The following is a 19,403-nucleotide window of genomic DNA, read 5'->3' on the forward strand; positions in this document are numbered from 1 at the left end:
ATATCCAAATTGATTTTTTATAAATCTTCCAGGCTTGGTTTTTCTTCTGATTTTTTAAGTCTTTCTTTATTTAGTATGGAGCTTATCTCTTCTACACTTTTGTCAATATCATCATTGATTATTACATAATCATATTTATCACGTTTGCTTATCTCTTTTTGAGCTTCGGCTAATCTGCGCTCTATTTCGCTTGCATCATCACTATTACGCTTTTGCAAACGCAACCTAAGCTCTTCCATTGAAGGGGGAAGTATAAAAACACTTACAACTTTTTTTCTCATGAGCTTGAATAAGTGAAATGCTCCTTGCCAGTCTATGCTGAGTAAAACGCTTATTCCATTGCTTAAGTTTTGCTCTATAAAATTTCTTGGTATACCATAAAAATTCTCAAAAACTTTGGCGTATTCAAGCATTTGGCCAGCTTTGCATAACTCGTGAAATTTTTCTTCGGTAACGAAAAAATAGTCTTTTCCATTTATTTCGCCGGGGCGAGGCTTGCGCGTAGTCATAGAAACAGACCTAACTAAATTAGTTGATCGCTCAAGTAATTTTGCTGATATAGTAGTTTTTCCAGCTCCAGAAGGGGAGGATAGAACCAATAATACGCCCTCACTTTTTATGGTCATTTTTCTTTGCATTTTTTAACATGGTGCTTTTTGGATCAGAGTTTAAAAAGCTAGAACCTTCTAAATTAGAATTTGATAAGTTGGTGCCAATGAGAGAAGAGTTATCAAAGACAGTATAGCGCAAATCGGTCTTTTCAAAATTTGCCTTATTCAAATTAACGTTTACAAACTTTGCTCTACTCAATGTTGAATTAGAAAAATCGGCATTTTCTAAATTCATATTCTTAAATTCAAAGTAAGAATAATTTACATTAAATTTTTCACCCTGTGATATTTTCTCTTGCAAATCTTTAATCGAAGTTATAGCATTTTCTGAACCTGCAAGTTTTTTCTGTCCTTTATTGTCAATCAAAATTGAATTATCAAATTTGCAACCTGTTAAGTGAGCATCAACAACTGAACTTTTATATATGCTTGAAGAGAGAAAAGACATATCACTAATTGTTGAATTGCTCAAATTGCTAAGAAAAAAGCTAGTTTTCCTAAAGGCATTAGCGTGAAGCAAAGAAGATCTGAAATCGCTTTCAATAAAATTTGAATTAGTTACTTTTAAATTAGACCAGCTTGAATTATCAGCTAATAAATTAAAGAATGTTGAATTTTCTATTTCACTGGAATCAATATTATGGCGAGAAAGTGTACTGTTATAAACTTGAGAGTCTTGGATTTTTATCTTATACATTGAAGTTGTAGAAAGGTCTGAATCTTCTATCTTCGCAGAGGTGAATAGTGAATGGTCAAAAAATGAGCCATTCATGTTAGAATTCGCAACTTTAGTATTATGAAACTTTCCGTGACGAATGTCAGCATTAGAGACATTAACTTGATGCAGTTCACTAAAACTAAAATCAATATTGGATAAATCAGCATCCTGAAGATTTGCTTCAGAAACATATGTATGCTTTATCTTGGAACCATTTAGTATAGATTGAACAAAACTTGAATTATCGTCATTCACATAGGAAATTTGTGTGTTGCTTAAATTAGTTTCGTCGAAGTTACTGTTAATTATGATAGAAGAATTAAGGTAGGCAGCGGAAAGATTGCTACCTGTAAAGTCTGATTCTTTTAACTCTGCACCATATATGTTAGCATTTTTTAATGAAGAAAATTGTATCTTTAATTTATATGCATCCACTCCAAAGAAACTTGCATTATCAAGGTTGTTTTTCTGCATAACAGTATCGTTTATTTCACTATCACTAAAATTTACGTGGCTAACATTCGAGTTTGATAAGTTGGAGAAATTCATTTTCACATTCGAGAAATTAGTATGCAAACCAATTACGTTGTGCATACTCACTTTTTTGAGATCGGAACTGATAAAATCAGCATAACTAACATTAGACTGATCAAATACGATATCTGTTAAGTTTGCAGAAACAAATTTTGTAAAACTCAAATTTGTACCTTTTATTTTAATGCCATGTAAATTAGCATTGGAGAAATTAGCACCACGTAAATCAACATCAATGAAAGACACGTCGGATAAATCGGTGTTAGAAAAATCAGCACCAATCAGACTTACTCCATCAAAAACAGATTTACTTAGGTACAGTTGGTTAAAATTAGCTCCATTTAAGTTAGAACCAAAACCTTTCTTAAAATCTTCTGGCACGCCCTCTTTGTGGCACTGCACCAAAAATTCAGCAAAGTCTTTTTTACTGTAAGATACGTATTTTGCATCACGCAAAGCGTTTAAAAAATCACTAATCTGATTTTTTTCATCATTTGTTTCGTTTCCATAACATAAATGACCAACTAAAATTAATATCAAAAATCTAATCATCTTGCTTATCGCACTGTATTTCTTTCGTTTTCACAGCCCAATCGTACATTGCTGAGCTTTCTTTATTGTCTATTTTTCTATCCTCCAAAAGATGTGGCATCATTTCGGCAATCGCATTTATTATATTGATCTGCTTTTTTTCGATTGCTATATCAATTGGGGATTGAAAATTATTGTTAACTACTCTAAGATCAGCACCTTGTAATAAGAGAAAGCGCACTATGTCTACCTCACCTTGTTTAACTGAATAAATGAGAGGAGTATCACCCAATTTATTTCTAAACCTTAGTATCTCTTGAATTGTTAATCCAATTTTTTCTAGCTTACTTATTACTCCTCTTAAGCAAGTTAAGTTGTTCTTCTTAATGCAGTAAAAAAATTGCTTACTGTAATCATCAATAAACACAGTTGTAGGAAGATGCTCATTAAGGCTATCATATTGTCGTTTATATATTGACTTGCTTTGTATGTCTTTATGACCCCATTCTTTTATTGGTTCTCTGTTTAGCTTTGTCCATTTTTGTAAACTTTTCTTTTCACTTTGCTCTTCTTCATCTTTTTTAGTTATAGGTTTTACTCTATTGCGGTCCTTGGAATTACTGTTTGTTTCTTTCACTTTTTTTTCTTCAGACTGATTCTCTACTTTTTCTTTTTTTCCCTCTAATAATTGACTCGCATCACTTTTTGAAAGTTCATTATCTTTTATATCAATCTTCTGATCAGCTTGTAGATTTTTTTGCGGGTTAGCTGTATTCTCATTTAAATCAGCACTTAAAGGCAAAGGCTCTGGTTTCAAATCTTTATTCACTTCTTTATTGGCCACATTTGGTAAATTTTGAGCAAATTTGTCTGTGCTTCCTTCTAGCTGGTCATTTGGCAAATCTTTATCAATCCTTTCACCTTCACTTATAGTTTTTTCAACCACGAAAGCTTTGTTCTCGTTGTGTTGCAGTTTCTCTTTATCGGTAGTGCCGTCTAATCTTTTGCTCTCAGCCTCTTGTGTTTGTTTAGCATCGACGTTGCTTTTTAACTCATCTTTTTGATTTGTGCTATCTTGCTTCCTTACACCTACATTTTCGTTTTTATGAACTGATTCAATTTTCTTTTCTTCAAATTGCTCTACAGCAAATAGGCTCAGTGATCCGAATACAACAGCTAATAATATAAAATATAAAATATTTTTCATAAATATCCCAAGCATAAGCTTAATTAAAATGATACTATAATCAAATGATTAATCTACAGTAAAAAATGCCTTAGGATTTAATTTATAAAAAAACAATAGATTTTTTGTATCTGTTCAGGGGCATCGCAAATATTGAAGCAAAGTGGTCAGTGCTTACTGTACGAACATTGTGATTTGAGAGCAATCTCCGCTAGGGAGGATGTCATCCCAGTGCTCCTTTCTCGTCATCCCAGTGCCCAGACACTGGGATCCAGAAAAAAGAATGGTGTCATGCAAGTAGCCTCCTTCTCCTGTCATCCCAGTGCCCAGACTACTTGGATCCAGAAAAGTTTGCTTGTAAGCAAGCAAACTAGCATAGAAAGTGGTTACAACATTTTCGATGAGATTATATGGAAAACTGGATCCCAGTGTCTGGGCACTGGGATGACAAAGGAGGACGTTATTCCAGTGCCAAGCACTGACCATTTGCTGTGCAATTTACCTTCAAAAATGAATGTTCGTACAGCTATGGAATGAATCGCGGTATGACGTAGGACTGCTGTCATTCCAGTCTGGAATCTAGTCTTTACTGGGGAGAAGAAACTCTCCTTCTACAGTGTATCCGTTTAGGGGAGGTATCTGTTCAGATGTATGGCTAATGTACAAATATTGAAACAAAAATTCCAGTGCTCCCTTTCTTGTCATCCCAGTGCCCAGACACTGGGATCCAGAAAACTTAACTTTAAATAAGTGGCTGCATAATAAACTACACATTAAACCTAAAGTGCATTATATCACCATCTTGCACGATGTAATCTCTGCCTTCAAAGCGAATTTTTCCTGCGTCTTTGCAAGCTGATTCACTTCCATACTTTATGTAGTCTGCAAAGCTTATTGTCTCTGCTTTTATAAAGCCTTTCTCAAAATCAGTGTGGATTACACCTGCTGCTTTATCGGCTGTTGACCCTATTTTTACTGGCCATGCCCGTGCTTCTTTGGGGCCCACAGTAAAGAAAGTTATCATACTCAGCACTTCATACATAATACGCGCTACTCCATCAAGGCCTGATTCTTGTAAGCCAAATTCTGATAAAAAACTCTGTTTTTCCTCTTCACTATCAAGATTTGCAATATCTGCTTCGAGTTTTGCTGAAATGCAATAAAATTTGCTTTTATTTTCCTCCGCCATCCTCTCTACCTTTTTAGATAATTCATTGCCAGTTATAACATTTGTATCTTCAACATTGCAAACGTACATAACGGGCTTTGTTGTCAGCAATTGAAGCAACTTCATCTCATCTTCATTGATATTCTCCAAACTTCTTGCAGGTTTACCTAATTTTAAAGTAGCTAATACCTCTTGCATTAATTCAAGTTGTCTCTTTAGCTCTTTATCACCTTGCTTTGCTTTCTTTTCCAATTGAGGAAGCCTTTTTTCTATGCTATCAATATCAGCTAGGATTAATTCCATTTCTACCACTTCAGCATCTGATATTGGATCTATTTTACTTTGTACATGGCTGATATCGTCATCCGTAAAGCACCTGAGCAGATGAACGATAGCATCAACTTCTCTGATATGGCTTAAAAATTTATTGCCGAGCCCTTCACCTTTGCTCGCACCCTTTACCAGACCTGCAATATCTACAACTTCTAATTGATTATAAATTATCTTCTCTGAGCCTGCAATTGCTGCGATTTGTTTCAAACGCTGATCTTTTATCGAAATCTTGCCTATATTTGGCTCAATTGTGCAGAAAGGGTAGTTCGCAGCTTCGGCTGCACTTGACTCTGTAAGCGCATTAAATAAGGTTGATTTTCCTATGTTTGGTAACCCAACTATACCGCAGTTAAAGCTCATATTTGCTATGTAAAATTATAACTATTGCATAATTTAAAAATTTCTGCTATACTTAATTAGTTGCTTATTAATAATTTTGTTGGTATAGTAACATATAGCTCAAATTAAGGTAAAAACTATGGCTGAACCTAGGAAACGGAAGCTACCAAGTGATTTTCATGATGTTGAGGTTGGAATAAAAAGGCCCAAGATCTCAGGGCAAATGAATGTACCTAGGAAACGGAAACTATCAAATGATTTTTACGATACTGGAAGTCCGAAAAGGTTCAAGAGCTCTGGACAAGAAATAACTCTTTTAAATAGTAATCCTTACCCTGACAATTTCCATGTAGGACAAGCAATTGGTAATGGAAGCTGCTTTTTTGACTCGTTCAGACAAAGTCTAGAACAACAGACAGGAGAGCAAGTTACTATCGAAAAATTAAGAAATGATTGTAAAGAATTTGCGCAAAAGAATCCACCAAAGTGGTTTACAAATGCAATTGTCAATAGTCATGATAACAATGGCCAGCACCGTAGTGAAACTGTAGATGATTATACAGCAGACATTATGCGTAACAGTAGGTGGGGTGATCCTGACGTTGAAGGCAGAATACTTTGTGAAAAGTATAAGGTAAAGCTACATGTTATAGAGAACCAGACTGTTGATAACCAAGATCTGTCTTTGCATGAATTAATAGACAATTCAGGTTCAAAAAGTGCAGGTGAATACAATAAAGTTGATTATGATGATAGTAGTATTGTGCATATAATAAACAAAGGCGGATTGCATTTCGAACCATTGCTTGATAGAAATAAAAGTTTAGCAAAACAACTGCAAGAGGAAACCAAACTTAAACAAGAGCAAGAACAAGAAGATTTCCTATTAGCAAAAAAACTGCAGCTAGACGAGATCTTAGAATATTGTAACCTTTCAAAGGATATCTCTGAGAGAGCAGAGGTTGAAAAGGGATTTGATAAGTTATTGGCAGAAAATGCTGATGGAAAAATTGGTGATGTTGTAGGGCAGTGCGTTAGTGATATAAAGCAGCGCATAGAGCAGCAAAACCCTTCAAGTTTACTAAGATGTGGTACGGAATCGATGGCAGAACCATTTCATCAACAACGAGCACCACAACTTGTAAAATCTTAATAGCCCTGTATATTTTTATATAGGGCTTTTGCAAGCATTTCATATAATATGAACTTGCAGTACGTACTAACCTAAATGCAAGTTGACCATGAGACTAGTTTAATTATTGATGCCATAGAGGAATTTGGCGGTGAGGCTAGGCTTGTCGGCGGATGTGTGAGAGACTCAATTTTGCAGCGTGATGTTCACGACATCGATTTAGCTACTAATTTGCTTCCCAATCAAACGATTAAAGCGCTAAAACTCCGTAATATAAAAACTATTCCAACTGGCTTAAAACATGGAACTATCACTGCGGTTCTAAATCAAAGATCTTTTGAGATCACAACACTAAGGCATGATGTGAAATGTGATGGTAGGCATGCAAAAGTAGAATTTACCAATAATTGGCAAGCGGATGCTTCAAGGCGCGACTTTACATTTAATGCTCTGTATGCAGATAAGCATGGCCATATATATGACTACTTTGGTGGCATTGAGGATTTAAAGGCGCGAAGGTTAAACTTTATAGGCAACGCTGAAGATAGAATTAAAGAAGACTATCTACGTATTTTAAGAGCATTTCGTTTTCATGCAAAAATATGTGCCGGAGATTTGAGTGATGAAATACTAAGCGTATGCAAAAAGCATTCGCATATGATTCAAAACCTCTCTGGAGAGAGAATAAGAGATGAAATACTTAAATTGCTGGAGTGCAATGATCCTTTTCCAACACTTAAGAGCATGCAAGAATCTGATGTTTTGCAAAAGATTATCCCAAAAGAAGTAAAATGCGAAATTCTGTCTTCGCCACTTCTTTTGGGCACTGATGCACTAGTAAAATTAGCGTTACTCATTAGGACCACTAAAGAAAATGACAGGCTAAGTCTTGGAGAATATGTAAGCAAATTTTTACGTCTTTCGAACAAGCAAAAGAAAAAGCTGCTATTTTTACTATCCAACGATATCAAAACAGAACTTTCAGAAAAAGAGCAAAAAAAATACATATCTTTATTTGGTAGAGAATCATATTGTGATTTAGTAAGAATTTGTGGTGTTGAGTCTGGAGAAAATGTTGATAAATATATTTCATTTGCTAATATATTCAATATTCCAAAATTTCCTTTATCTGGTAATGATTTGATAAATATAGGTCACCAGCCAGGAAAAAGTTTAGGTAGAAACTTAGAGTTGCTCAGGCAACATTGGGAAGACAGCTCCTACACTTTAACAAAAGAGGAGCTGGTGCTTTATGCTAAGAGCCTACTCTAACTGCTTTCTGGCTGTTTAATGAATGTACGCTTACAGTATTAGTGTAACTCATCCTGGCTGTTTAATGAATGTACGCTTACAGTATTAGTGTAACTCATCGAGGAATGAGGTGTGTATTCTTTTTTAGCTTTTTCTGTTAATTGATATTCGTTTACTCCTCCTTGAGTTTGATTACACATTCCCTGATCTGGAGATAAAAATTTATCTCTTATGCTTAATGCCAGTTGTAACTCTTGAATCTTATTTGAAAAACATTTCATTTTAGCCTCTGTTAATTTTCCTGTAACAATTTCTTTAAGCAATTCTCCTGAGTCGTTATTATTATTATTCTTGCTATTAAAGCTGTGCAAGATAGAGTCTACAATCTTATTTACCCCTTCTTGTTTGTTAAATTCTAATTTTTTTACGCATTTTCTAACAGAAGGTGACAACTTGGCTTTTAACGTGTCATCTCGTAGTTCTTTACCCATATTTTTTCCAATGTTACAATGTTCGTTGACAACTTCTTTAACCTTAGCTTCTATGATCTCCCTTGCGGATTGTTTCAAATTACTTTCTAATAATTCAAGCAGCTTACTGCTTTCAAATTTGCCATCATCTTGATTTGATAGAGACTTTATAGTTTCATTAAGCACGTTATGGCAAAAATGTTTCTCTTTAAATTCAGGAAAACCTTTTTTTAACTCCTCGTTTTTCCCAGATAAAAAGTTATTGAGACCCTTATCCCTAGAAAGCTTATTGGGCAAGTTTCGTAATTTTGAAAGAGTTGATTTTGCAGTAGATACTGTACTCACTGCACCTGCCTTTTTAGCCAATTGACCTTCTTTTGCTTCCTGTAGTTTCTTAGTGTCAGCTTTCAATTGACCTTCTAAATCAATCTCCAATTGTTGTTTAGATTCTTGAACACTTTGTAATTGCTTCCCCAAGTTCTCCATTTCACCCAATTGAGCAGTCAATGTATTCACACTTAATCGTAGAGCTTTGTTTTCATGACCTAAGTCACTGACTTTATTTTCTAATTCAGTATTTTTGTCTTTAGCCTGACACAATTTATCAGTCTGTGATTTAAGTAAAGCCACTAATTTGCTAGCTTGCCATTGTTGATTCAATTCAATTAATTTATCCTCCTTGTCCTTTAACCTACTCTTAAGTTCTATTATTTGTGCTTGCAGACTTTCATTATCTTTCCTAGTAGCTTCAATTTCTTCTCCTTGCTCTCTTATTATCATGTATTGATCAAATATAGTTTTCTGTTGTTCATCAACTTTATCCTGCATTGCTTTTTTATCTTGTTTGTATTTGGTTAGTTCCTCTTCTCGTTCGCCTGCATCTTCTGTAAGTCCCTTATAACTCTTTTCAAGTCCTTCAATTGCAGATCGTAATTCTCTATTTTCTTCTTTTAAGGAAGCATTTTGTAAACGTTCAAGTTCTAATTCCTGATTTATGCCCTCCAGCTGTTCTTCTAATGCTTCATCATCTTCCTCTGTTATCAATGCTACTCCATCAGTCTGAACCCCTCCATCTTTGTTTATCACTACACTTTGGCTCTCTTTCTCTACAACTTCAGGTTTTAAGTCAACTTGAACACTTCCATCTATTGTCTTAAAAGCATCAGTTTGAACTTCATTGTTTGCAGTAGTTTTATCGTAGTACAAAATATTTTCTGCCCATCTATTCCATCTCTTGGGCAATATTCGTCCAATCGTTTTTAGATATAACCAAGCAAATACAGTAGACCAGCTGTATTTTTTTTCCTTTCGCTTAATATTAATTTCATAATTAACCTTATTATTAATATTTAGCATAAAATTACCTCATTTTTTAACTTTAATTTACAGAAAATTTTAATAGTAATAAAGTTATATATATTAGTATAAATGTTAAACAAATACTAACACAGGTGTCAAATTATGGTAAAGTCTTTGCCCACCTAATACACTTTAAGCAGAAATGTACATGTCTGCAAGTACAGCATTTGCTTTTTCTATCGCTCTTGCTAACACTTCCTGTTCATTGTTCTGATTTTTCACATTGATTACCTGAGCAGCCAAGTTTGCAGGAAAAGTGACCAAACTGACTTCCCATAATTCCACTTGTTTTAACACTCTAGCTCCACTTTTATGATCAACATCATACTCTATAGGTATATAGCCGACGGAAAGTCCGTTAATTGCCCCAGTTTTGAGCATCAAATACACTTCTTCTGCTTTCTGAATACCCAAAAGTAAATGTGCGGTTATATACAGGCCAACATCATTTTCATAAATATCTATGATGCTACCTATAGGTTCGTCAGGATTATGCTGCCAAAGGAGTTTTATTTTATTTCTGTTTAAATTTTCCTTAAATGCTCCAGGCAATATCAGATCATTTTGTTTATCAACTATGTTAAAAACGCTCGCATAACCAGAAAATACACCGTTTTCTCCTATACTTTTTATTGACAATGGTGAATAGAGAAATTTCTTATTCATAAGGCCTCCTGTAGGTTATAGTATTGGGAATTCTGTTTGCACAACGCACTGCAATGTCAAATCTATTATATGCAGTTCTCTAAAAAGGGAAAGTATTTTTTTTAGTTACTAAAAACGCTAACTGGAATCCAGATTGGACACTGGGTTATAAAATTCTACGTTATACCACCGCGGCGCTAACAAGTAGCGGAATGACGATTGTCAAGGTGTCATCCTAGTGCCTCTATGATGTCATCCCAGTGTCCTGACTACTTGGATCCAAGAAAAAGAATGATGTCATGCAAGCCCCTATGATGTCATTCCAGTGCTTGACACTGGGATCTCATTTCACTCTATAATAGCAGTGCTCCTTTCTTGTCATCCGAGTAGCCTCTTTTTTGTCATCCCAGTGCGTGATACTGGGATCCAGCCTTTCCATAATCATCAAAACATTGTATTGTAACGTAAAACGGCTACTTTTATGCTTACCAACTTAATAAAATTCCTGGATCCCAGTGGGCTTTGTTGCATCGCTACTTATGAAAGGCTAACTATAGTTAGGATTATAAGCAACCTATTGAAAATCTTGTTTTTTTGCAATCAATCTGATCAAATTTAAGAATAGTAATTTGTTATTTATATTAATAAATTTAATTCCATTGAAAATAGCTAAAGCATTGAAATTCTTGAATTTTAGCCGGATTGGTAAATGGTAGTGAAATTTCTTTTACTCAAATTTAGGTATTCATTGACCGTTCTTGTTATAAATACCAGAATAATAAGCTACTGATATTCCCTATCTTTTTTATCTTTAATCCATCATAGCTAGCGATGCAACAAAGCCATCCCAGTGTCTGGGCACTGGGATGACACCCTCCTAGTAGAAACGCTTTTGTAATTGCAACATTCGTGCAATCTTTAGCCATAAATATTAAGAAATTTACCAAACGAAAAAAAGGCAAAAGAAGCCCTGTGGTTGGTTAATTACTTACATTATACTTTCAAGTATGGCGTTTTTTTATTCTAAACGTTTAATAACCACGACTCAGCTGCTTTTAAACCGCAACTAATCTAAATTATAAACGTTAAGAAATTTACTAAACAGAAAAAAAGGCAAAAGAAACCCTAGGGTAGCTAGTTATTCACTATCCATTTTTTAAGTTGGCGTTTTTTTATGTTTTAAATGCTTTATAAGCGCATTTTAGCTTATATTAGGTAAAAACCTAGAAATTTTATAAAGACATAAGGTGCACATAGTGCAAAAAATTAAACATGAGACGCCAGATACGTGAGTTTTTTTGTCATTTAATCTGTACAGAGAAGATAAATAAATAGCTTCAGTACCATGATAAGGGGGCTGGCGGAGTTTGTCAAGCAAGTTTTTAGCCCTGTCTCCTTGCTATAATGTTCATATCGATAGAAAAGCAAAAGAATAGAATGAAATATCAAGTGATATCCTCTATAATTAAATTTTTTGAATGAAGAGATGACGGTTCGTGTAGGAATTAATGGTCTGGGTAGAATAGGCAGAAGTGTATTGCGTGCTATTTATGAAATAGAAAAGTATAGTGAGCAAATAGAAGTTGTAGCTATCAATGGATCGCTCAGTGCAAAGCAGCATGCACATTTGATTAAATATGATTCTATTCATGGCAAATTCAGTGGTGATATTGATTTTAATGAGTCTCAAAATTGGCTATCCATAAATGGCAGAAAGTTTTCTTTGTATAGAGAACGGAGCCCTGAAAATATTCCTTGGAATGTTGATGTAATACTTGAATGTACTGGTGCATTCAACAAACGTGAAGAAGCAATAAGGCACAATGCAGAGAAAGTAATTGTCTCTGCTCCAGTTCCAGATGCTGATGTCACTATAGTTTATGGTGTGAATAACGATATGCTCGAAAAAGAGCATAAAGTGATATCAGCAGGTTCTTGCACTACAAATTGCCTTGCTCCGATTGTGAAAGTCCTACATTCTAGTTTAGGCATAAAAAGCGGTTTTATGACTACTATACATGCCTACACGAATGATCAAAATGTTCTTGATGGTAATCATAAAGATTTGCGTAGAGCAAGGGCTTGCGGATTATCTATGGTGCCAACTACAACCGGGGCAGCAAAAACAATTGGTTCTGTCATCCATGAATTAAAAGGAAAACTAGATGGCACTTCCGTCAGAGTTCCAGTTAGCAATGTTTCTATGGTTGATTTTAAATTTACGACTGATAAGAAAGCGACCGTTGAAGAAATCAATGAAATATTTAAGGATGCAGCTCTCTCCTCTACGTCATTCCAGCGCGTGACGCTGGAATCTAATTTCTGGATCCCAGTGTCAGCTACTCGGATGACATCAGAGGGTACTAGGATGACAGAGGGTTATCCAATGTCAAATGTACTTTCTATATGCGAGGAACCTTTAGTCTCAATAGATTTTGTGCATAACCCTTATAGTGCAATTGTGGATTTAACTGGTACATATGTTACAGGTGATATATGCAGGGTTGCAGCGTGGTATGACAATGAGTGGGCTTTTTCGCTGAGAATGTTAGACATAGTATTATTGAGCTATAGTAAAGTATGAACTGGAACTCAAACAAATACGCCTCATTTTATGAGCACTTTGCGGAACTCAGAAAAAGAGTTATCTTTTGCTTTCTATTTTTTTGCGTTGCTTTTGGTTTTTGTTATTACTTTAAGGAAAATATATACCGTTTTTTACTCGCACCTTTAATAGAAGCAACAAAAGGTAGCGAAGGTTTTTCTTTAATTTACACAGACTTAACAGAGGCATTTTTTGTGTATCTTAGAGTTGCAATGATGAGTGCACTTTTGCTCTCTTTTCCTGTGTTTGCATGGCAATTCTATATGTTCTTAGCACCTGGGTTATATAAAAGTGAAAGGGCAGTGTTGTTGCCATACTTAATTGCAACACCGGTTTTATTTGTAACGGGAGCTACTGTAGTCTATTACTATATATTTCCTTTAGCCTGGAAGTTTTTTATCAACTTCGAACACAGTGGTAAATCCTTCGATATACCGATAGAGTTTATGCCATCAGTTAGCGAATATTTAGACCTCGTTCTCCAATTTATGTTTGCATTTGGCACTGCATTTCAAATTCCAGTCATACTCACATTAATGGTGAGAGTTGGGCTACTGACTGCACAAAGTTTGTCAAATAAACGTAGAATCGCAATAGTGGTAATTTTTATTATTGCTGCAATCTTAACTCCACCTGATGTATTAAGCCAAGTAGGGCTTGCAATACCTATGCTGATTCTATATGAATTGTCCATTCTGATATGTAGGTATATTGAAAAAAAGAAGACAAAGATTTAAACAAAGAAATCCCTCTTATCTCCTTTATATCACATTTTTAACTTACAACATTCTTATTCAGGACTTAAATATGGAAATGTTTCATAAATTGATTGTAATACTTTGTTAAGTTCAGCCTTACTTTTGATGATCAATAATACTGTATCATCACCTGCTATAGTTCCTATAATTCCTATGTTTTTGCTATTATTTAATGAATAAATAACATATTTCTGATCTAGAAAGTAAGCCAGACTGCTAGCTTGTCCTGGTTGAGTGTGTAGTACTATTAAACCAAAATCCGAAATTTGCATATTAAGTATTAATGGTAATCGATATTGGTTGATGTCAATTACTTTATACATACCAGCAACTTTGGCAATTTTAAGTTCTTTCAATTTTCTTGATAAAGTAGCCTGAGAAATGTTATACCCTCTTTTTTTGAGTAAGGTCTGTAAATCGCTCTGTTCTAAAATTTCATGATTTTGAATAATATTTAAAATATGTTCACCTAGTGTGTTGTCATGCATTATGCATTTTCCTCATATTGAATATGTAATAAGTATATTTGAAATTATATTCATTATTTCTTGACTATTCAATTTTTAATGTCTATATTCACAAGATGAATAAAATATGAATATAAATTAGTAATATGAAAAAATACATTTTAAATGCTATTATAGCGATAAGTATTCTATTAACAGGATGCAAGGAAGATAAACACGATAATATCATTAGATTTGCAATTTCTGCAGATTATCCACCTTTTGAATATTATGAAAATGGTAAATTTACTGGCTTTGACATTGAGCTTGCTCAATTAGTAGCAAAAGAGTTAGGTAAAGAAGCGATATTTAAAGATATGCAGTTTAGTACTATATTTGCAGCATTGCAAAGTAATTCTGTAGATGCTGCTATATCTACTATTGGTAGCACAGAAGAGCGTGAAAAAAATTTTGATTTTTCAAATAGTTATTATACAGGGGAATTTGGTATTCTATATCACAAAAATAAACCCATAGCCGGTATAAACAACTTAACTCACAAGAAGATAGCCGTTCAACTAGGAACTGTCATGGAAATTTGGCTAAAAGAGCATGTTCCTACAACAGCTCAAATTATTGCTATAGACAATAATAATCAAGCTGTAGAAACATTAAAGTCTGGTCATGTTGATAGCGTCCTAATTGATGAATTCCAAGGTAAAGTATTTAGCAAAAAAAATCCTGGTCTATCATGGTCAGCCATCGCTAAGTCAGATAATGGTTATTCTATTGCTGTGAATAAAGGATCTGATTTAAAGGATAAAATAAACGAGGCGTTAAAAAGTTTAGAAAGTAAAGGTGTAATACAAAAGATAGCAGAAAAATGGCTAGGAGATAACTGATGCAAGAATTAATTTCTAATTTCTTGTTTGTTGGAACAGGCCTTGCCTTTACTTTAAAATTATTGATTGGAGGACTGCTTTTAGGTATGAGTCTAGGAGGGTTATTTTCAGTACTCAGATATAATAAGATCTGTATTCCATTAATTAATGGAATTATATCTGTAATACGTGGCACCCCCCTTATATTACAGTTAAGTGTTGTTTATTTTATGACTCCAACCATTGCAGGAACTAAATTAAACATATTTAGTGCTGGCATTATAGCATTTGGTCTAAATAGCTGTGCTTATATTGCTGAGATTTTACGAGCTGGTATTGAAACTATATCAAAAAACCAGTTTGAAGCAGCTAAAACTTTACAAATACCTAGTTTCTATATGTGGAGAGATATTATATTACCACAAGTTATTAAAAATATTCTTCCTGCAATGATAAATGAGATCATTGCACTCCTTAAAGAAACGGCATTAATCTCTACTATTGGTGGTGTTGATATTATGCGCTCTGCGCAAATGCTTGCAGCAGAACAATTTACTTATTTTATACCACTTTGTCTTGCTGGGGCTTATTATTACGCTCTTGTATTACTAATTGAATATATAGGCAAAAAGATTGAACAGAAAGGTATATATGATAAAAATGCATAATGTTTGTAAATTATTTAATAATATTCCAGTACTTAATAATATTAACCTGATTATAGAACAATCTATAGTTGGTCTTGCTGGTCCTTCTGGTAGTGGTAAATCAACATTGTTACGTTGTATACAAAAACTCGAAGTTTTAGATTCTGGTAGCATTGAATGCAATGATAGTACTGGTTTTGTATTTCAGGATTTTCAACTTTTCCCACATATGACTGTCTGGGAAAATCTTACATATGCTCCCAAACTTAAAAACAAAACTCAGGATCAAAGTGATTCACTACTTGAGTCTTTGGGTATTGCCTCTAAAAAAAATGATTACCCTAGTAATCTATCCGGTGGGCAAAAACAGCGGGTTGCGCTTGCCAGAAGCTTAATGATGAATCCAAGGATTCTATTATGCGATGAGCCAACGTCTGGTTTAGATGTAGCAACAATAGTCGACGTTGTGGAACTACTACAATCAGTTAGAGATATGGGTATTACTATGATTATCGCTTCTCACAATTTGGATTTTTTAACAAAAATATCAGATCGGATTATTCTGTTAAAAAACGGAAAAATAATTGTAGATATCAATCCTAAAGAAATTGATGAACCAACAAACTATTTAAAAAATAATTATTAAAAGAGAATCACTCATATCATACTGAGAGCTATAACAGATCTTAGCATCGAAAATTACATAATGTATATTACGGATATGGCATAAAAGTCCTCTTCGGTAGAGACTTTTATATCTTTTGTTAAAGAGGAAGGGGAGGTGCCTCCGTGTGATGAGAAAGAAATCTTTTCTGGTAGTGATTCCCATATTAGACATTTTATTTTTAAAACTATTAAAGTGATACTTTAATAACTTACACAGCCTCTTCTCAATGTATACTTTAAGAAGGTAGCCGCCACGAGTTGCTAAAATACCTATACGGTAAAGATTAGCTCCCTGAATTTTTCTTAGGGTGCAATACACTTCATGTGGTGTTGCTCCTGATTCCAGTAGTTTTTCGATCTTTTCTTGACTAGTGTTTTTAATGATAAGGCCAATGTGGTGGTCAACCTGTTCTTTCATACCTTCAAGACTATATAAATGCTTATCGTAAGTTACCCATAGGTTTCTGATATAGACCATTATTGCCTTAATTTCAGGGTGATCTTGGAACTTTTCAAAAACTTTTCTTATAACATTTTCTCTGATAGGAACTAAGTCCGTAATTTTTGACCTTTTAAAACTGTAAAATTTATCGGTCATTAGCTCCATAAAATATTCTGCCGCTTCTTTTTGTGCTTGGTTGGCATAAATTTTCTTTGCTTTATACGGATTAAAAGGTTCTGAAACATAGGTGCTATGTCCTTTTAATTGGGCAGAGATACCATTCTTAAACTCCTTTACTTCCTTGTTTTTAATAACTTGCAGCAACTCACGAGAAGTAAGGCGAGTTTCATCATCAAAAGTTCTAACTGGAAGCTTGAGCTCAATTGACTTTTCTCGCGCTTTTATTCTTCTTCTAGAGTTGATTTGTACCTTGACATGTTTGCTATTGGTATTAATTACGTGAGAGCTGCCACGCACGTGAAAGTTATGGAATTTACAGTAAAAAGAAGTTTCCTTGCCTTTTTTTGCTTGACTTTCTTTTCTATTAGAAACTATACTCATACGGTAGTAGTACTTTTCGTCGAAAAAAAAATACTACAAAGTTTTTCTCGTTGTGTAAAGTGTAAGTTTACACTTTACACAATTCTCTCTAAAATTAGCAATTTTAACCCATAGTGAGGTTCCTCTACGATAGGTTTACTACAAACCTTATGCTATGTAAAGCATAATTTTACGTTTTACACGAACTTTTCTGAGAGTTAGTGATTTCAATTTAGTAATGTTGACCTTAGTTTTTCGATCTCGTCGATTGGAAGACCGGTGGATTCAGCTATTAAGTCGACAGATATGCCAGCTTTAAGTAGGTTTTCTGCCACTTCAATTTTTCCTTCAATTTTTCCTTCAATTTTTCCTTCGATTCTACTTTGCATGATGCAGGAAAAATTGTCATCCTCACGTTTCTTATCATCATAGTATATAGCACGTTCTTCCTTAGTCCAATTATATCCAACAAGCTCATTATAAGCCCTGCCAATAACCTCATCGCTCCCTACTATTTTTTGTAGATCCTCTTCACTAGTCTCATTTGCATACTTAAAAAAGTAACACCATTTTTCGAATATATTTTCTAATTGATCCTCTTTTGTTTTTGTAAACTTTGGCAATTCAATAAAGACAAATTTAAAATCTTTTAAGTAATGTCTATAGGTTTTTGTATTAAGTATGTGATGAGTGGAAACATGTTCAGACTCCTCAGGAAATAGAACGAAGTCAGTGATAGCAATGAAGATAACTTCTTTTAGGTCCTGATATTTACCACCTACGTCGGCTTGGCTAAAATAAGCTCCAGCAGCATAGTACTGTGCACGTTTTTCGAAGCCAGTAGTTCTGGCGACCTGCATCTCAACAATTGTTTGAATACCTTTAGAATCTCTGCAGAGTACATCGACAATACTCTCCTTTTGAGAGGCAATATCGGGGTTTAGAATAGGATTTAAGAACTTCACGTCCTTTATTTTAGCTTCACCAGTGAGACCTAGAATATCATTGAGAAGGTGAACAAGAATGTCTTTATTCTTCTCAGTACCAAAGATACGCTTGAACGCGTAATTGTTTTTTGGATCTAAAAACTTTGATAAAACCATAAGAAATCCACTTAAAAACCATTAATATTATACACTATTTTCCGCGATCTTTCAACTTAATATTCTCCCTGTATTTACTTGATATGGCACTGTAACCTTTCCGGTTGATCCACTACGGTTTTTTGCAACATTTATCTCTAAGTCGTTATTAGAATCAGCCTTGTAATAATTTTCTCTGTAGAGTAATAACACTAGATCAGCATCTTGTTCAATACTTCCTGATTCGCGTAGGTCTGCCAGTTGTGGTCTTTTATTTTGTCTGTCTTCTACCTTACGACTTATTTGTGATAATGCTACAATAGGAACATTAAAGTCTTTTGCTATATTTTTTAAAGTTCTACTGATTTCTGTTACTTCAAGAGTTCTATTTTCGGTTATTCTTGATCCTCTAAGTAGCTGTAAGTAGTCAATGTATATGCATTTCATTTGATATTTTCTACAAATTGATGAGATTTTTTTCTTTAGGGTATTTAAATCCATATTTCCTGAGTTATCGATAAGAATATTTAAAAAAACTATTTGATTTATTCCTTGATGTAGAAGTTCTGTATCTTGTTTCTTGATAATATTGTTTATTGTCTCATTTACTTCAATACTGATCATTCTATTGATTAACTGATTTGCTGACATTTCAAGTGAGAAAAAGCAGATATATTCTTGATTTTTCAGCAATTTTGCAGCTTGCAGAGCCATATGTAGTGCTATTGAAGTCTTGCCAATTGAAGTACGTGCTGCAAGCACTGTTAATTCTCCTTCTTTTAAGCCACCAGTTATAGTATCAAGCCTAGGTATTCCTGTTGTTATTCCTTCTATTTCATTGTTGTTTGCAAGTAGTTTATCGATGTAGCTTTTATAAGCTTCAAAATAATCAATAATTGGTTTGATGTCTTCATCAACATGTGGCATTTGGTCGACCCTGACCACTCCTTCCTGATCCATTCTCTACCTTGAACCGGAGGCTCCTCAAACTCTAAATCTTGTTTTCGTCGCCTCTCCCCTAATTATATATTATATATATAATAATATATATAATATATA

21 protein-coding genes are annotated in these 19,403 nt (G+C 34.2%); 8 read left to right on the top strand and 13 right to left on the bottom strand.

Annotation, left to right across the window (positions count from 1 at the left end; genetic code table 11):
• Positions 1-17: 17 nt before the first annotated feature.
• From gmk to OPR21_RS03050, 4 genes are all read right to left on the bottom strand, one after another.
• The gene (gmk, locus tag OPR21_RS03035) at positions 18-626 is read right to left on the bottom strand and encodes a guanylate kinase (RefSeq protein ID WP_236515176.1); all 609 of its coding nucleotides are present in this window, start codon (positions 624-626) and stop codon (positions 18-20) included.
• On the bottom strand, positions 610-2,415 hold the full coding sequence (locus OPR21_RS03040) for a pentapeptide repeat-containing protein (protein WP_077188063.1): 1,806 nt from the start codon (positions 2,413-2,415) through the stop codon (positions 610-612). Before OPR21_RS03040 ends, gmk begins: the two co-directional genes overlap by 17 nt.
• Positions 2,408-3,601 (bottom strand): ankyrin repeat domain-containing protein, encoded by a 1,194-nt coding sequence (locus tag OPR21_RS03045; RefSeq protein ID WP_077188062.1) that lies wholly within the window; start codon positions 3,599-3,601, stop codon positions 2,408-2,410. Before OPR21_RS03045 ends, OPR21_RS03040 begins: the two co-directional genes overlap by 8 nt.
• A 153-nt stretch (positions 3,602-3,754) precedes the next feature.
• Positions 3,755-3,898, bottom strand: coding sequence for a hypothetical protein (locus OPR21_RS03050; protein WP_197907209.1), 144 nt, complete (start codon positions 3,896-3,898; stop codon positions 3,755-3,757).
• Between the two features lie 33 nt (positions 3,899-3,931).
• Between OPR21_RS03050 and OPR21_RS03055 the strand changes: the two genes are divergently transcribed.
• On the top strand, positions 3,932-4,117 hold the full coding sequence (locus OPR21_RS03055; RefSeq protein WP_197907208.1) for a hypothetical protein: 186 nt from the start codon (positions 3,932-3,934) through the stop codon (positions 4,115-4,117).
• Between the two features lie 42 nt (positions 4,118-4,159).
• Here the strand turns inward: OPR21_RS03055 and OPR21_RS08685 are convergent, their stop codons facing one another.
• Positions 4,160-4,354 carry a hypothetical protein gene (locus OPR21_RS08685; protein ID WP_410529736.1) on the bottom strand — a complete coding sequence of 65 codons (195 nt, stop codon included), beginning with the start codon at positions 4,352-4,354 and terminating at the stop codon, positions 4,160-4,162.
• Entirely contained in the window at positions 4,347-5,441 is a 1,095-nt protein-coding gene (ychF, locus tag OPR21_RS03060; RefSeq protein WP_265030169.1) for a redox-regulated ATPase YchF, read from the bottom strand. The genes OPR21_RS08685 and ychF overlap by 8 nt, the downstream gene beginning before the upstream one ends.
• Positions 5,442-5,559: 118 nt before the next feature.
• Between ychF and OPR21_RS03065 the strand changes: the two genes are divergently transcribed.
• Together OPR21_RS03065 and OPR21_RS03070 are read left to right on the top strand one after the other, a co-directional pair.
• Positions 5,560-6,573 carry an OTU domain-containing protein gene (locus tag OPR21_RS03065; RefSeq protein ID WP_265030170.1) on the top strand — a complete coding sequence of 338 codons (1,014 nt, stop codon included), beginning with the start codon at positions 5,560-5,562 and terminating at the stop codon, positions 6,571-6,573.
• 75 nt (positions 6,574-6,648) lie between these two features.
• Positions 6,649-7,824 carry a CCA tRNA nucleotidyltransferase gene (locus OPR21_RS03070; RefSeq protein ID WP_265030171.1) on the top strand — a complete coding sequence of 392 codons (1,176 nt, stop codon included), beginning with the start codon at positions 6,649-6,651 and terminating at the stop codon, positions 7,822-7,824.
• A 38-nt stretch (positions 7,825-7,862) separates the two neighbouring features.
• Here OPR21_RS03070 and OPR21_RS03075 read toward each other — a convergent pair whose 3' ends face one another.
• The 3 genes from OPR21_RS03075 to OPR21_RS03085 all read right to left on the bottom strand — a co-directional run bounded on the left by OPR21_RS03075 (position 7,863) and on the right by OPR21_RS03085 (position 11,203).
• Positions 7,863-9,629, bottom strand: a complete 1,767-nt coding sequence (locus OPR21_RS03075; protein WP_265030172.1) for a coiled-coil domain-containing protein — start codon at positions 9,627-9,629, stop codon at positions 7,863-7,865.
• Between the two features lie 135 nt (positions 9,630-9,764).
• Positions 9,765-10,298, bottom strand: a complete 534-nt coding sequence (locus tag OPR21_RS03080; protein ID WP_265030173.1) for an HK97 family phage prohead protease — start codon at positions 10,296-10,298, stop codon at positions 9,765-9,767.
• Between the two features lie 740 nt (positions 10,299-11,038).
• Entirely contained in the window at positions 11,039-11,203 is a 165-nt protein-coding gene (locus tag OPR21_RS03085; RefSeq protein WP_265030174.1) for a hypothetical protein, read from the bottom strand.
• Positions 11,204-11,763: 560 nt separating this feature from the next.
• Here OPR21_RS03085 and OPR21_RS03090 point away from each other — a divergent pair.
• Positions 11,764-12,861 (top strand): type I glyceraldehyde-3-phosphate dehydrogenase, encoded by a 1,098-nt coding sequence (locus OPR21_RS03090; protein WP_265030175.1) that lies wholly within the window; start codon positions 11,764-11,766, stop codon positions 12,859-12,861.
• Entirely contained in the window at positions 12,858-13,619 is a 762-nt protein-coding gene (tatC, locus tag OPR21_RS03095) for a twin-arginine translocase subunit TatC (RefSeq protein WP_006279807.1), read from the top strand. Before OPR21_RS03090 ends, tatC begins: the two co-directional genes overlap by 4 nt.
• 53 nt (positions 13,620-13,672) lie before the next feature.
• On the opposite strand, the gene OPR21_RS03100 is transcribed toward tatC, so the two are convergent.
• Positions 13,673-14,128: an arginine repressor gene (locus OPR21_RS03100; protein ID WP_064125001.1), complete on the bottom strand. Its 456-nt coding sequence runs from the start codon at positions 14,126-14,128 to the stop codon at positions 13,673-13,675.
• Between the two features lie 125 nt (positions 14,129-14,253).
• Between OPR21_RS03100 and OPR21_RS03105 the strand changes: the two genes are divergently transcribed.
• The 3 genes from OPR21_RS03105 to OPR21_RS03115 are packed head-to-tail and all read left to right on the top strand — an operon-like array spanning position 14,254 to position 16,260.
• Positions 14,254-14,988, top strand: a complete 735-nt coding sequence (locus tag OPR21_RS03105; RefSeq protein ID WP_077188142.1) for a substrate-binding periplasmic protein — start codon at positions 14,254-14,256, stop codon at positions 14,986-14,988.
• On the top strand, positions 14,988-15,635 hold the full coding sequence (locus tag OPR21_RS03110) for an amino acid ABC transporter permease (protein WP_077188143.1): 648 nt from the start codon (positions 14,988-14,990) through the stop codon (positions 15,633-15,635). The genes OPR21_RS03105 and OPR21_RS03110 overlap by 1 nt, the downstream gene beginning before the upstream one ends.
• On the top strand, positions 15,619-16,260 hold the full coding sequence (locus OPR21_RS03115; RefSeq protein WP_077188144.1) for an amino acid ABC transporter ATP-binding protein: 642 nt from the start codon (positions 15,619-15,621) through the stop codon (positions 16,258-16,260). The genes OPR21_RS03110 and OPR21_RS03115 overlap by 17 nt, the downstream gene beginning before the upstream one ends.
• Here OPR21_RS03115 and OPR21_RS03120 read toward each other — a convergent pair.
• From OPR21_RS03120 to OPR21_RS03130, 3 genes are all read right to left on the bottom strand, one after another.
• The gene (locus OPR21_RS03120; RefSeq protein ID WP_265030176.1) at positions 16,243-17,283 is read right to left on the bottom strand and encodes a hypothetical protein; all 1,041 of its coding nucleotides are present in this window, start codon (positions 17,281-17,283) and stop codon (positions 16,243-16,245) included. The genes OPR21_RS03115 and OPR21_RS03120 overlap by 18 nt on opposite strands.
• Positions 17,284-17,489: 206 nt before the next feature.
• Complete coding sequence (locus OPR21_RS03125; protein ID WP_265030177.1) at positions 17,490-18,365, bottom strand: Rpn family recombination-promoting nuclease/putative transposase; 876 nt, start codon at positions 18,363-18,365, stop codon at positions 17,490-17,492.
• Between the two features lie 51 nt (positions 18,366-18,416).
• Complete coding sequence (locus tag OPR21_RS03130) at positions 18,417-19,304, bottom strand: replicative DNA helicase (RefSeq protein WP_265030178.1); 888 nt, start codon at positions 19,302-19,304, stop codon at positions 18,417-18,419.
• Positions 19,305-19,403: the final 99 nt, after the last annotated feature.

This window comes from Wolbachia endosymbiont (group A) of Philonthus cognatus, from assembly GCF_947251755.1.
Classification (GTDB): domain Bacteria; phylum Pseudomonadota; class Alphaproteobacteria; order Rickettsiales; family Anaplasmataceae; genus Wolbachia; species Wolbachia pipientis.